12 protein-coding genes are annotated in these 12,466 nt (G+C 65.9%); 8 read left to right on the top strand and 4 right to left on the bottom strand.

Going from position 1 to position 12,466, the window contains the following annotated elements:
* Positions 1 to 294: 294 nt before the first annotated feature.
* The 3 genes from HWY30_RS25280 to fghA all read left to right on the top strand — a co-directional run bounded on the left by HWY30_RS25280 (position 295) and on the right by fghA (position 3,890).
* On the top strand, positions 295 to 1,761 hold the full coding sequence (locus tag HWY30_RS25280) for a xylulokinase (RefSeq protein WP_090801696.1): 1,467 nt from the start codon (positions 295 to 297) through the stop codon (positions 1,759 to 1,761).
* A 155-nt stretch (positions 1,762 to 1,916) separates the two neighbouring features.
* The gene (locus HWY30_RS25275; RefSeq protein WP_090801694.1) at positions 1,917 to 3,023 is read left to right on the top strand and encodes an S-(hydroxymethyl)glutathione dehydrogenase/class III alcohol dehydrogenase; all 1,107 of its coding nucleotides are present in this window, start codon (positions 1,917 to 1,919) and stop codon (positions 3,021 to 3,023) included.
* Between the two features lie 15 nt (positions 3,024 to 3,038).
* The gene (gene fghA / locus HWY30_RS25270; RefSeq protein WP_090801693.1) at positions 3,039 to 3,890 is read left to right on the top strand and encodes an S-formylglutathione hydrolase; all 852 of its coding nucleotides are present in this window, start codon (positions 3,039 to 3,041) and stop codon (positions 3,888 to 3,890) included.
* Between the two features lie 82 nt (positions 3,891 to 3,972).
* Here fghA and HWY30_RS25265 read toward each other — a convergent pair whose 3' ends face one another.
* The 4 genes from HWY30_RS25265 to HWY30_RS25250 form a co-directional block, all read right to left on the bottom strand.
* Entirely contained in the window at positions 3,973 to 4,755 is a 783-nt protein-coding gene (locus tag HWY30_RS25265) for a metal ABC transporter permease (RefSeq protein ID WP_090801692.1), read from the bottom strand.
* Positions 4,748 to 5,698, bottom strand: coding sequence for an ABC transporter ATP-binding protein (locus tag HWY30_RS25260; protein ID WP_090801690.1), 951 nt, complete (start codon positions 5,696 to 5,698; stop codon positions 4,748 to 4,750). The genes HWY30_RS25265 and HWY30_RS25260 overlap by 8 nt, the downstream gene beginning before the upstream one ends.
* Positions 5,695 to 6,684 carry a metal ABC transporter solute-binding protein gene (locus tag HWY30_RS25255; RefSeq protein ID WP_090801689.1) on the bottom strand — a complete coding sequence of 330 codons (990 nt, stop codon included), beginning with the start codon at positions 6,682 to 6,684 and terminating at the stop codon, positions 5,695 to 5,697. The genes HWY30_RS25260 and HWY30_RS25255 overlap by 4 nt, the downstream gene beginning before the upstream one ends.
* A gap of 101 nt (positions 6,685 to 6,785) precedes the next feature.
* Positions 6,786 to 7,283, bottom strand: a complete 498-nt coding sequence (locus tag HWY30_RS25250; RefSeq protein WP_090801688.1) for a Fur family transcriptional regulator — start codon at positions 7,281 to 7,283, stop codon at positions 6,786 to 6,788.
* A 298-nt stretch (positions 7,284 to 7,581) separates the two neighbouring features.
* On the opposite strand from HWY30_RS25250, the gene HWY30_RS25245 reads away from it, so the two are divergent.
* The 5 genes from HWY30_RS25245 (at position 7,582) to HWY30_RS25225 (ending at position 12,464) form a co-directional block, all read left to right on the top strand.
* Entirely contained in the window at positions 7,582 to 8,361 is a 780-nt protein-coding gene (locus HWY30_RS25245) for an L-iditol 2-dehydrogenase (protein ID WP_090801685.1), read from the top strand.
* A gap of 97 nt (positions 8,362 to 8,458) precedes the next feature.
* Positions 8,459 to 9,781, top strand: a complete 1,323-nt coding sequence (locus tag HWY30_RS25240; protein WP_090801684.1) for an ABC transporter substrate-binding protein — start codon at positions 8,459 to 8,461, stop codon at positions 9,779 to 9,781.
* Between the two features lie 168 nt (positions 9,782 to 9,949).
* Positions 9,950 to 10,885 carry a carbohydrate ABC transporter permease gene (locus HWY30_RS25235; RefSeq protein ID WP_090801682.1) on the top strand — a complete coding sequence of 312 codons (936 nt, stop codon included), beginning with the start codon at positions 9,950 to 9,952 and terminating at the stop codon, positions 10,883 to 10,885.
* The gene (locus HWY30_RS25230; RefSeq protein ID WP_090801681.1) at positions 10,882 to 11,757 is read left to right on the top strand and encodes a carbohydrate ABC transporter permease; all 876 of its coding nucleotides are present in this window, start codon (positions 10,882 to 10,884) and stop codon (positions 11,755 to 11,757) included. The genes HWY30_RS25235 and HWY30_RS25230 overlap by 4 nt, the downstream gene beginning before the upstream one ends.
* Positions 11,754 to 12,464, top strand: a complete 711-nt coding sequence (locus HWY30_RS25225) for an HAD family hydrolase (RefSeq protein ID WP_090801680.1) — start codon at positions 11,754 to 11,756, stop codon at positions 12,462 to 12,464. The genes HWY30_RS25230 and HWY30_RS25225 overlap by 4 nt, the downstream gene beginning before the upstream one ends.
* Positions 12,465 to 12,466: the final 2 nt, after the last annotated feature.

Raw genomic sequence — 12,466 nt, 5'->3', positions numbered from 1 at the left:
AGCCCTATGCAGTGGGGGCCGCGGGCGGTGCATGGCGTGCGCGGCGCGGGTTCGTCGCGCGAGGGGATATGTGTGAGAATCAATGACGTGTATCACGCTTCACGCATAGTCCTGTTTTGATGACGCTCGCAGCACGACGGGGTTAACCCGCGAATGGTTTTTTTTCGCGTGTTTTCCGAGCCGTTTGTTCAACGTTCGCGGCGTCTGTGCAGCTTCGCCTTTGAGCTTCGCTTTCCCACTTTGTCGCCAGTCTCGCTGGCTCCTTCTTCACCTCGTTTCAACGTCCCTGCGCTCATGAGTTTTCTCGGCATCGACCTCGGCACCGGCTCCCTGAAAGCGGCAATCGTCGACGAACATGGACGCGAGCAGGCGGTATCGAGCGTCGCTTATGCGCTCGTTACGCCGCACGCGGGTTGGGCCGAAATCGACGTCGAGACCTGGTGGAACGCGCTCGTCCATGCGATGGCGGGCCTGCCGCGCGAGCTGCGTGACGGCGTGCGCGCGATTGGCTTCTCTGGCCAGATGCACGGCGTCGTGCTGCTCGATGCAAACGGCGCAGCGGTGCGGCGCGCCATGCTGTGGCCCGACTCGCGCGCGCTCGCCATGCTCGACGCGTGGCCCGAGCCGCAACCGAATCCGGTCGCGCCCGGCATGGCCGGACCGCTGCTGCGCTGGCTTGTGCTGCAAGAACCGGATGCCGCGCGCCGCACGCGCTGGGCGCTGCAGCCGAAGGACTGGCTGCGCGTCGCGCTCGGCGGCGCGTGCGTGACCGATGCGTCCGACGCGTGCGCGACCGCGCTCGCCGATCCCGCCGGCGCGTGGGACACGGCGCTGCTGCAACGCCTCGAGATTCCGTCTGAGTGGTTCGCGCCTGTGGCGCCGTCGTATGCGGCGGCGGGCGCGCTGTCGCCGCAGGCCGCGCAGGCACTTGGCTTACGGGCCGGTATCGTGCTCGCAACCGGCGCCGCGGATACGCCGTGCGCGGCGCTCGGCAGCGGACTCGTGCGTGACGGCGACGCGCTGCTGACGACCGGCACCGGCGGACAGATCGTCGTGCTCGCGAACGACGAGCCTGCGCCGCTGAAGGGCTTGCATCGCTATCGCGCGGCGAGCGATCACTGGTATCGGATGGCGGCGATGCAGAACGTCGGCATCGCGCTGGAGCGGGTGCGCGGGTGGCTGTCGTTTGGGTGGGCGGAGGCTTACCGAGAGGCATTTGACGATGCGGCTGATGCAAGCGCTCATGCCGCCGCCGATGCGGCGTCGACGCTGAGCTTCCTGCCGTACCTGACGGGCGAGCGCACACCGTGGCTGAACCCGCAGGCGCGCGGCGGCTGGCTCGGTTTGTCGCTCGAGCATACGCGCGGCGCGATGATGCGTGCCGCGTTCGAGGGCGTCGCGTTCTCGTTGCGCGCGGGGCTCGACGCGATTCGCGCGAGCGGCGCGCCGGTGACGGCGCTCAAGCTCGCGGGCGGCGGCTCCGTCGATGCGCGCTGGCGACAACTGCTCGCCGATGCGCTCGACGTCGACCTGCATGCGGTCGATTGCCCGAACGCGGCGCCGCGCGGCGCGGCGATCCTCGGCGGTCTCGCGTGCGGCCACTGGCAGACGCGCGATCTCGCCGCGCTCGCGCCGGGCGCGACGCGCGTCGCGGGTCCACGAGGCGATGCGGCGCTTGCTGAACGCTATGCGCGCTTCGTCGATCTGTATGGCCGGGTCGAGCCGTGGTTCGGTGGTCGCGCGCCGGGCGAAGCGAAGTGACAGCGACGGCGTTGAACACGGTGCCGAGCGCAGCCATCGGCGAGGCAGCCTTCACGCACTATGCAATACCATGACGCTTTTCGCGCGCCACGCAGTCGCCGGCACGCGGTGCCATTTCGCATTCACGCACTCACGGACTCACAGGAGCATTGACGATGAAGACCAAAGCAGCAATCGCATGGAAAGCCGGCGCCCCGTTGACGATCGAGGAAGTCGATCTCGAAGGTCCGCGCGCCGGTGAAGTCCTGATCGAAGTGAAGGCGACGGGCATCTGCCACACCGACTACTACACGCTGTCGGGCGCCGATCCCGAAGGCATCTTCCCGGCGATTCTCGGCCACGAAGGCGCGGGCGTGATCGTCGATGTCGGGCTGGGCGTCGGCACGCTGAAGAAGGGCGATCACGTGATTCCGCTCTACACGCCCGAATGCCGTCAGTGCAAGTTCTGCCTGTCGCGCAAAACGAATCTCTGCCAGGCGATCCGCGCGACGCAGGGCAAAGGCCTGATGCCCGACGCGACCTCGCGCTTCTCGCTCGATGGCAAGCCGCTGTTCCACTACATGGGCACGTCGACGTTCTCGAACTACATCGTCGTGCCGGAGATCGCGGTCGCGAAGGTGCGTGAAGACGCGCCGTTCGACAAGATCTGCTACATCGGCTGCGGCGTGACGACCGGCGTCGGCGCGGTCGTGTATTCGGCGAAGGTCGAGGCGGGTGCCAACGTGGTGGTGTTCGGGCTCGGCGGTATCGGGCTGAACGTGATTCAAGGCGCGAAGATGGTCGGCGCGGACAAGATCATCGGTGTCGATCTCAACCCGGGCCGCGTCGAACTCGCGAAGAAGTTCGGCATGACGCACTTCATCAACCCGAACGAAGTCGAGAACGTCGTCGATCACATCGTGCAGTTGACCGACGGCGGCGCCGACTACTCGTTCGAATGCATCGGCAACGTGAAGGTGATGCGCCAGGCGCTCGAATGCACGCACAAGGGTTGGGGGCAGTCGTTCATCATCGGCGTCGCGGCGGCGGGCGAGGAGATCAGCACGCGGCCGTTCCAGCTGGTGACGGGCCGCGAGTGGAAGGGCTCGGCATTCGGCGGCGCGCGAGGCCGCACCGACGTGCCGAAGATCGTCGACTGGTACATGGAAGGCAAGATCAATATCGACGATCTGATTACGCACCGTCTGCCGCTCGAGCGCATCAACGAGGGCTTCGAGCTGATGAAGAAGGGCGAGTCGATCCGCTCGGTCGTGCTCTACTAAGCGAGGAGCGTCGCGATGCTCGAACTACTATCGTCGCACGCCTGCCACGGCGGCGAGCAGCGCTTTTACCGGCACGAGTCGCGCACCATCGGTCTGCCGATGCGCTTCTCGGTCTATCTGCCGCCGCAGGCGCTGCGGGGCAATGCGAAGGTGCCCGCGCTGTTCTACCTCGCGGGGCTGACCTGCACCGAAGAGACGTTCGCGATCAAGGCCGGCGCGCAGCGCTTCGCGGCCCGGCACGGCATCGCGCTGATCGCGCCGGATACGAGCCCTCGCGGCGCGGGCGTGCCAGGCGAGAGCGATGCGTGGGACTTCGGCGTCGGCGCGGGCTTTTATGTCGACGCGACCGAGCAGCCGTGGGCGCGGAACTACCGCATGTACTCGTACGTGCGCGACGAGCTGCGCGAAACGGCGCTTGCGAACCTGCCGATCGATGGCGCGCGTCTCGGCATCTTCGGTCATTCGATGGGCGGGCACGGCGCGCTGATGCTCGCGCTGCGCAATCCGGACATTTATCGGTCGGTGTCGGCGTTCGCGCCGATCGCGGCGCCGATGCGTTGTCCGTGGGGCGAGAAGGCGTTTAGCGGTTATCTCGGCGAGAACCGTGAAGCGTGGAAGCAGTACGACGCGAGCGAGCTGGTTTCGCACGCGACGCACAAGTTCGCGGAAGGGATTCTCGTCGATCAGGGGCTCGCGGATCAGTTCCTGCCCAGGCAGCTCAATCCCGACGTGTTCGAAGCGGCGTGCAAGGCCGCGGGTCAGCCACTGACGTTGCGCCGGCATGCGGGTTACGACCACGGCTACTACTTCATCTCGACGTTCGTCGAGGATCATCTCGCGCATCACGCGAAGGCGTTGCTCGGCTGAACAACGTTGTAAAACGCGGGGCAAAAAAAACGGCGGCACTTCATGTGCCGCCGTTTTTTCATTTGATTGGCGTAAGCGCCGCTCAATGCCGCTTCAACAGACTCCCGCCATACACCACCGCCGACAACGCGGTGATCCAGAAGCTCGTCGGGCAATCGGTATAGAACGCGAGCGTCAGCCCGAGCCACGCCTGCGCGAGCGCGAACACGGCCGCGAGCACGAGACCCGTCGACAGCCGCGTGCTCAGGTTCTGCGCGGCGGCGGCCGGCCCCACCATCAGCGTGAACACGAGCAGCACGCCGACGATCTGCGTGCAAGCGGCGACGGCCAGCGCGGCGATCGCGAGAAACAGCACCGACACGCGGCGCAGCGACACGCCCTTCGCTTCGGCCAGCTCCGGTTGCAGCGACGCGAACAGCAGCGGCCGCATGATGGCCGCGAGCGCGGCCAGACTGACGACGCCCAACGCCGCGAGCACACCGAGCGTCGCTGCATTGACGCCGAGCACGTTGCCGAACAGCAGCGCCGTCACCTGCGTCGCGTAGGCGGTGAAGAAATGCAGAAACAGCAGCCCAAAGCCGAGCGACAAGGAAAGGATTACGCCGATCGCGACGTCGCGGCCGGCGAGCCGTTCGCCGAGCGCGCCCATGCCGACACCGGCCGCGAGCGTGAAGCCGATCATCCCCCAGATAGGCGAGATGCCGATCAGCACCGCGCCGGTCGCGCCGGTGAAGCCGACGTGCGACAGCGCGTGGCCCGCGAACGTCTGTCCGCGCATCACGAGAAAATAGCCGACCACGCCGGCCAGCACCGCGACGATCCCCGAGGCCGCGAATGCGTTCACCATGAAATCGTATTCAAACATCGTGCGTGTGTCCGTCGCGTGAGTCGTGCGGGTCTGGGTGACTGTGTGAGTGGCTGTGCGAATGCGTATGTCCGCCGTCCTCGTCGTGTTCGTGATCGTGATCGTGCTTCTCGACTTCGACGCCGCCCGACATCACGAAGATGCGGCCGTTCACGCGCATCACGTCGATCGGCGAGCCGTACAGACGCGACAGCACCGGCCGCGTGATCACTTCGTCGACGGTGCCGAGCGCCGCGACGCCGCTGCCGAGATACAGCACGCGATCGATCGAGTTCAGCAGCGGATTGAGTTCGTGCGCGGAGAACAGCACCGCGATGCCGAGTTCCTGCTGCACGCGCCGCACCAGTTCGACGACGCTCTTCTGGTGATGCGGATCGAGACTGATCAACGGTTCATCGAGCAGCAGCAGTTTCGGATTGCCGAGCAGGCATTGCGCGAGCAGGAGCCGCTGCCGTTCGCCGCCCGACAACTCCGACAGTGGCCGCTTCGACAGAGTCGTCCCGCCGACGAGCTCGAGCACCCGATCGACGTCCGTGCGCGTTTTTGCATCCGCATGCGGCAAGCCCCAGCGATGACCATCGGCTGCCATCGCGACCAGATCGCGGCCGCGCACGCGACGGCCGGCGAGCGCGCTGCGCGTCTGCGGCATATAGCCGATCGACGCGTTGCCGCGCTCGACCGTCTGCCCGAGCACGCGGATCGCGCCGCCCACGGCCGGCACGAGGCCGAGCACCGCGCGCATCAGCGTCGTCTTGCCCGCGCCGTTGGGCCCGAGTACGCCGATGAACTCGCCCTGGTTCACGACGAAGCTGGTGTCGCGCAGGATCGTGCGGCCGCCCAGATCGAGCGTCACGTTGTCGAGTTCGAGCACGGGCCGGTCGCCGCGCGCGGTGGGTGCGCCTGATTGCGCACCTGCTGGCGTTTGATGGCCAGTCGGAATCATGGAGCCTTGCCTTTCGCGCTCGCGCTGGTCGCGCCGATCGCGCCGTTCGTGTCACCCGCCGCGAGCGCTTTCTGCAACGCATCGAGCTGCGTCAGCATCCACGTCTGATAGGTCTTGCCGGCCGGCAGGGTTTCGGTGACGCTCATCGTCGGTACCTTCGATTGTTGCGCGAGCTTCAGCATGCGTTTGGTCAGCGCCTCGGTGGCCTGGCTGTTATAGATCAGCACGCGCACGCGCCGCTCGCGCAGATCGCGTTCGAACGCGGCGATATCGGCCGCGCTCGCTTCGGTGTCGTTCATCGTGGCGAGCTGGAAGCGCTGGTTGCGCATGGCGAGGCCAATCGCGTCAGACATATAGCCGAACACCGGCTCCGTCGCCGTGACCGGCAAGCCCGCATAGCGGCCGTGCAGCTCGGCGACCTTCGCGTCGATCGGCTTCAGCGAATCGAGAAACTTCGCGAGGTTCGCATCGTACGCCGGCTTGTGCGCCGGGTCAGCAGCGCTGAGTGCGTCGCAGACCGCGCGCGCGACTTTCGGCATCGTCGCCGGGTCGTACCACAGGTGCGGATTGTCGCCGCCTTTTTTGCCGACGAGGTCGGCCGCGATGATCACCGTGCGATGCGCGCCTTTCGACGCGGCCAGCAGCTTCACCATCCACGGATCGTAGTCGGCGCCGTTGTAGACGACGAGGCTCGCATGCTGCAACGCGCGCGCGGTGGCCGGGCTCGCTTCGAACAGATGCGGGTCCTGGTCCGGGTTGCTGAGGATGCTGGTCACGTCGACGCGATCGCCGCCGAGTTGCCGGACCACGTCGCCATAAAAGTTCTCCGCGGCGACGACCGGAATTTTCGCGTCGGCGGCGAACGCGTTGTGGCCGAAGCCGAGCGCCGCGATCGCGAGCAGGCAGGTGCACAGATGGGTGCGCACAGACGTCGAACGCTTCAGCGCGCGGTGCGCTCTGGACAACATCGAACCGATTGTTTTCATCGTTGTTTCCTGCTGGGTGAGAGTTGAATCAGCCACTCGCGGTGGCAAGGCCAAATACGGGGTGGCACGGGGTGGCGCTTAGCGCGGCGCCGCGCCTCTGATCACGACGAATTGCCTGCTGCGCCGCCGGCGCCGTCAGGCTTCGCCGCTCGCGCACATGGCCCGCACAGTCCACTTAGCTCGATCACCTGACGATGCACCTCGAAGCCATGCGCGGGTGCGCTGTGCGACAGGCGGTCGGCGAGTTCGTCGCCGGGAATCTCGACGGTCGCGCCGCAACCGTCGCACATCAGGAACTGGCTGCGATGCGGCACGCCGATTTCGCAGCAGGCGACGAACGCGTTCTTCGATTCGATCCGGTGCACGAAGCCGTGCGCGACGAGGAAGTCGAGCGCGCGATAGACGGTGGTCGGCGGCATGCGACCGCGCTCGGGGGCGAGCGCGTCGAGCAACTCGTACGCGCCGACCGGCCGCTCGCTCGCGACGATCGCCGCGTACACCTGGCGGCGCAGCGGCGTCAGCGCGAGCCCCTGCGCCGCGGCGTGCGCGTCCGCATGCGCGAGCCGCATGGCGTGCTGTTCGGCGAGCGAGGTAGTCATCGGCGTGAATCTCCTGACATGGCGGCCCCCGAGCGGGCTGCAAGGTCGAAATGATATAACGTAGCGCGATTTTTTGTCAGCGGTGCGAATCTTTGCACGGCGGCACGCAGCGAACGCGTCGTGGCGACCCATGGCGCAATGGGCTTGCTCCTGCCGCGCTGCACCATCGAAATTCGTCCGCGTGCCTTGACATGATCCGGTCCGTATCCGATCATTCGATCACCAGCCGAGCAATTGTTCGCGTGACGAGCGTTCGCTCACCGCGCGCCAAAATGTAAAAACGAAGCGGAGACAGGCAGTGGCACGATTGCAGGACAAAGTCGCCATTCTGACGGGCGCGGCCAGCGGTATCGGTGAAGCGGTAGCCCTGCGCTATCTCGACGAGGGCGCGCGCTGCGTGCTGGTCGACGTGAAGCCGACCGACAGCATCGGCGGCGCGCTGCGCGGCATCTACGGCGAGCGCGTGTTAAGCGTCAGCGCCGACGTCCGGCGCCGCGAGGACATCGAGCGCATCGTCACGAGCACGCTCGGCTGCTTCGGCCAGATCGACATCCTGTTCAATAATGCGGCGCTGTTCGACATGCGCCCGCTCCTCGACGAATCCTGGGACGTGTTCGACCGCCTGTTCGCGGTCAACGTGAAGGGCATGTTCTTCCTGATGCAGGCGGTCGCGCGGCAGATGGTCGAGCAGGGCCGCGGCGGCAAGATCATCAATATGTCGTCGCAGGCCGGGCGGCGCGGCGAGGCGCTCGTGTCGCACTACTGCGCGACCAAGGCGGCGGTGTTGAGCTATACGCAGTCCGCGGCGCTCGCGCTCGCGCCGCATAAGATCAATGTGAACGGCATCGCGCCGGGCGTCGTCGACACGCCGATGTGGAACGAGGTCGACGCGCTGTTCGCGCGCTACGAGAACCGGCCGCTCGGCGAGAAGAAGCGCCTCGTCGGCGAGGCCGTGCCGCTCGGCCGCATGGGCGTGCCCGACGACCTGACCGGCGCCGCGCTGTTCCTCGCGTCGGCCGATGCCGACTACATCACCGCGCAGACGCTGAACGTCGACGGCGGTAACTGGATGAGCTGAATAAAGAGCAGGGAGCGGGCACGTTGACTGCTCTGAGCGGCGCGTCATTCCGTCAAACGAACGCAGCATCACATAACGTACGAGAAAGGAGACAACGATGAAACCAGCTTTCAAATTCGCGCTGAAGGCGGCCGGTGCCGGCGCTGCCACCTGCTTCGCGCTGAGCGCATCGGCGGCGACGGTGACGATCGCGACGCTGAACAATCCGGACATGATCGAGTTGAAGAAGCTGTCGCCCGCGTTCGAAAAAGCGAATCCGGACATCAAGCTGAACTGGGTGATCCTCGAGGAAAACGTGCTGCGTCAGCGCGCGACGACCGACATCACGACCGGCAGCGGCCAGTTCGACGTAATGACGATCGGCGCGTATGAAACCCCGCAATGGGGCAAGCGCGGCTGGCTCGCGCCGATTACCAACCTGCCGGCGAGCTATGACCTCAACGACGTCGTGAAGACGGCCCGCGACGGCCTGTCCGCGAACGGCCAGCTGTACGCGCTGCCGTTCTACGTCGAAAGCTCGATGACCTATTACCGCAAGGATCTGTTCGACAAGGCCGGTCTGAAGATGCCCGACCAGCCGACCTACGACCAGATCGCCCAATTCGCCGACAAGCTCACCGACAAGTCCAAGGAGCAATACGGTATCTGCCTGCGCGGCAAGGCGGGCTGGGGCGAGAACATGGCGTACGCTACGACGGTCGTGAACACCTTCGGCGGCCGTTGGTTCGACGAGAAGTGGCACGCGCAGCTGACGTCGCCGGAATGGAAGAAGGCGATAACGTTCTACGTCGATCTGCTGAGGAAGGACGGTCCTCCGGGAGCGAGCTCGAACGGCTTCAACGAAAACCTGACGCTGATGTCGTCGGGCAAGTGCGCGATGTGGATCGACGCGACGGTCGCGGCCGGCATGCTGTACAACAAGCAGCAGTCGCAGATCGCCGACAAGGTCGGCTTCGCGGCCGCGCCGATCGAGGTCACGCCGAAGGGCTCGCACTGGCTGTGGGCGTGGGCGCTCGCGATTCCGAAGTCGTCGAAGCAGCAAGATGCGGCGAAGAAGTTCATCGAGTGGTCGACCTCGAAGGAGTACATTGAAATGGTCGCGAAGGATGAGGGCTGGGCCTCGGTGCCGCCGGGCACGCGCGAGTCCACCTACGCGCGCCCCGAGTACAAGCAGGCCGCGCCGTTCGGCGACTTCGTGCTAAAGGCGATCCAGACCGCCGACCCGGATCATCCGACCTTGAAGCCGGTCCCGTACACGGGTGTGCAGTTCGTCGGAATTCCCGAATTCCAGTCGTTCGGCACGGTGGTCGGGCAGAGCATCTCCGGCGCGATCGCCGGTCAGATGACGGTCGACCAGGCACTCGAGGCCGGCAACGCGGCCGCGAATCGCGCGGTCAAGCAGGCGGGTTATCAGAAGTAACCCGGCAGGCCCGCCGCATCGACCGATGCGGCTCATGCAGCGGGGCGGCCGTTCGTCTGCGCCCGATGCGATGCGGCGCGTGTCGTGCGCCATTCAGGCACGGCACGCCGCGTCGCACATACGCGGCTCCGGCGAACGCTCCGCGCGTTACCGAACAGGTGGTCCATCATGCGTCCTTTGCGCCTACCTCTGATGCAAACCCATCCCCAGACAGAAAAAGAACGCGAGGAGCGTAAGGCCAATTCGGCCCGCTGGCTCGTGGCGCCGTCGGTCGGCGTGCTCGTGCTGTGGATGGTCATTCCGCTCGCGATGACGATCTGGTTCTCGTTCTCGCACTACAACCTGCTCAATCCCGATCTGCGCGGCTTCGCAGGTCTCGACAACTACCGCTATCTCGCGACCGATCCGTCGTTCGGTCCGTCGATCGCGCATACGATCGAGCTGATCGTGTGGGTGCTCGTGATCACCGTGGGCGGCGGCGTGCTGATGGCGATCCTGTTCGACCGCAAGTTCTACGGGCAGGGTGTGGCCCGCCTGCTCGCGATCGGCCCGTTCTTCGTGATGCCGACTGTCAGCGCGCTGATCTGGAAGAACATGATCCTGCACCCGGTGTACGGCCTCGTCGCGCAGGGCATGCGCGCGCTCGGCATGCAGCCGATCGACTGGTTCGCCGACTATCCGCTCACCGCGGTGATCATGATCGTCGCGTGGCAGTGGCTGCCGTTCGCGTTCCTGATCCTGTTCACGTCGATCCAGTCGCTCGATCAGGAGCAGAAGGAAGCCGCGAAGATCGACGGCGCCGGTCCGTTCTCGATGTTCTTCTACATCACGCTGCCGCACCTGCGACGTGCGATCGCGGTCGTCGTGATGATGGAGACGATTTTCCTGCTGTCGATCTTCGCCGAGATCTATACGACCACGGGCGGCGGTCCGGGCAACGCGACCACCACCCTGTCGTACCTGATCTTCGCGCTGGGCCTGCAACAGTTCGACGTCGGTCTCGCCTCGGCGGGCGGTATTCTCGCGGTCGTGCTGGCAAATATCGTGTCGATCTTCCTCGTGCGGATGCTCGCGAAGAACCTGAAAGGGGAGTACGAAAAATGAGCCACGTTGCCTCCACTACGGCATCGACGACGCAGCCGGTCGCGGTGCCGACCAAATCGCCGTTCGACACGATTCGTCGCGGCATTCCCGGCGTGATCGCGTGGCTCGTCGCGCTGCTGCTGTTCTTCCCGATCTTCTGGATGACGATCACCGCGTTCAAGACCGAGCAGCAGGCCTATGCGTCGTCGCTGTTTTTCGTGCCGACGCTCGACAGCTTCCGCGAGGTGTTCGCGCGCAGCAACTACTTCGCGTTCGCGTGGAACTCGATACTGATCTCGGTCGGCGTCACACTGCTGTGCCTGATCCTCGCGGTGCCGTGCGCGTACGCGATGGCGTTCTTCCCGACGCGCCGCACGCAGAAAGTGCTGCTGTGGATGCTGTCGACGAAGATGATGCCGTCGGTCGGCGTGCTGGTGCCGATCTATCTGCTGTGGAAAAACACCGGCCTTCTGGATACCGTGTCGGGCCTGATCATCGTCTACACGCTGATCAATCTGCCGATCGCGGTCTGGATGGCGTTCACCTACTTCGCCGAGATTCCGCGCGACATTCTCGAAGCCGGGCGCATCGACGGCGCGGCGACGTGGCAGGAGATCGTCTATCTGCTGATGCCGATGGCGCTGCCCGGGCTCGCGTCGACCGCGCTGCTGCTCGTGATCTTGTCGTGGAACGAGGCGTTCTGGAGCATCAACCTGTCGAGCTCGAACGCGGCGCCGCTGACCGTGTTCATCGCGTCGTATTCGAGTCCTGAAGGTTTGTTCTGGGCCAAGTTGTCGGCCGCTTCGTTGCTGGCGGTCGCGCCGATCCTGATCGTCGGCTGGCTGTCGCAGAAGCAGTTGGTGCGCGGGCTCACGTTCGGGGCCGTCAAATGACGGCTGGCCCGGGCATCGCGCGCTATGCGTTGATCTGCGATTGCGACGGCGTGCTGATCGACAGCGAAGCGGTGGCCGCGCGCATGCTGGTGCGCGAACTCGAGGCGCGCTGGCCCGGCATCGACGCCGCGCCGGTCGTGCTGCCGCTGCTCGGGCTGCGCATCGAGCGCGTGTTGCAGGACACCGCGACTCAGCTCGGCAAACAACTCGGCGCCGACGATATCGATGCGATCCGCCGCGCGGTCGAAGCGGCGGCGATCGAGGCGCCCGCCGTCGACGGCATCGAGATGGCGCTGACCCAGGTGCCGCTCGTCAAAGGCTGCGCGAGCAATAGCTTCCGGCCCTACGTCGAGACGGTGCTGGCGCGCACGGGCCTGAAGCGTTTCTTCGGCGAGCGGCTGTTCTGCGCCGACGCGGTGCCGAATCCGAAGCCCGCGCCGGACGTGTACCTGGCGGCGGCGCAAGGCTTCGGGCTCGCGCCGGGTGCGTGCCTCGTCGTCGAGGACAGCGTGACCGGCGTCACGGCGGCGGCCACGGCGGGCATGGCGGTGCTGGGGTTTATCGGCGGCGGTCATGCGAGCGATGCGCAGATCGATCGATTGCACGCGGCGGGCGCGCGTCATGTGTTCGAGGACATGCGGCAGTTGCCCGACCTCGTCGCGCAATGGACGCTCTCCGCGACGGCCGCGACGGCCGCGGCGCCATGAGC

It is taken from the genome of Paraburkholderia tuberum STM678 (assembly GCF_902833905.1).
Lineage (GTDB): Bacteria > Pseudomonadota > Gammaproteobacteria > Burkholderiales > Burkholderiaceae > Paraburkholderia > Paraburkholderia tuberum.
This window is presented reverse-complemented; position numbering and strand designations above follow the sequence as displayed.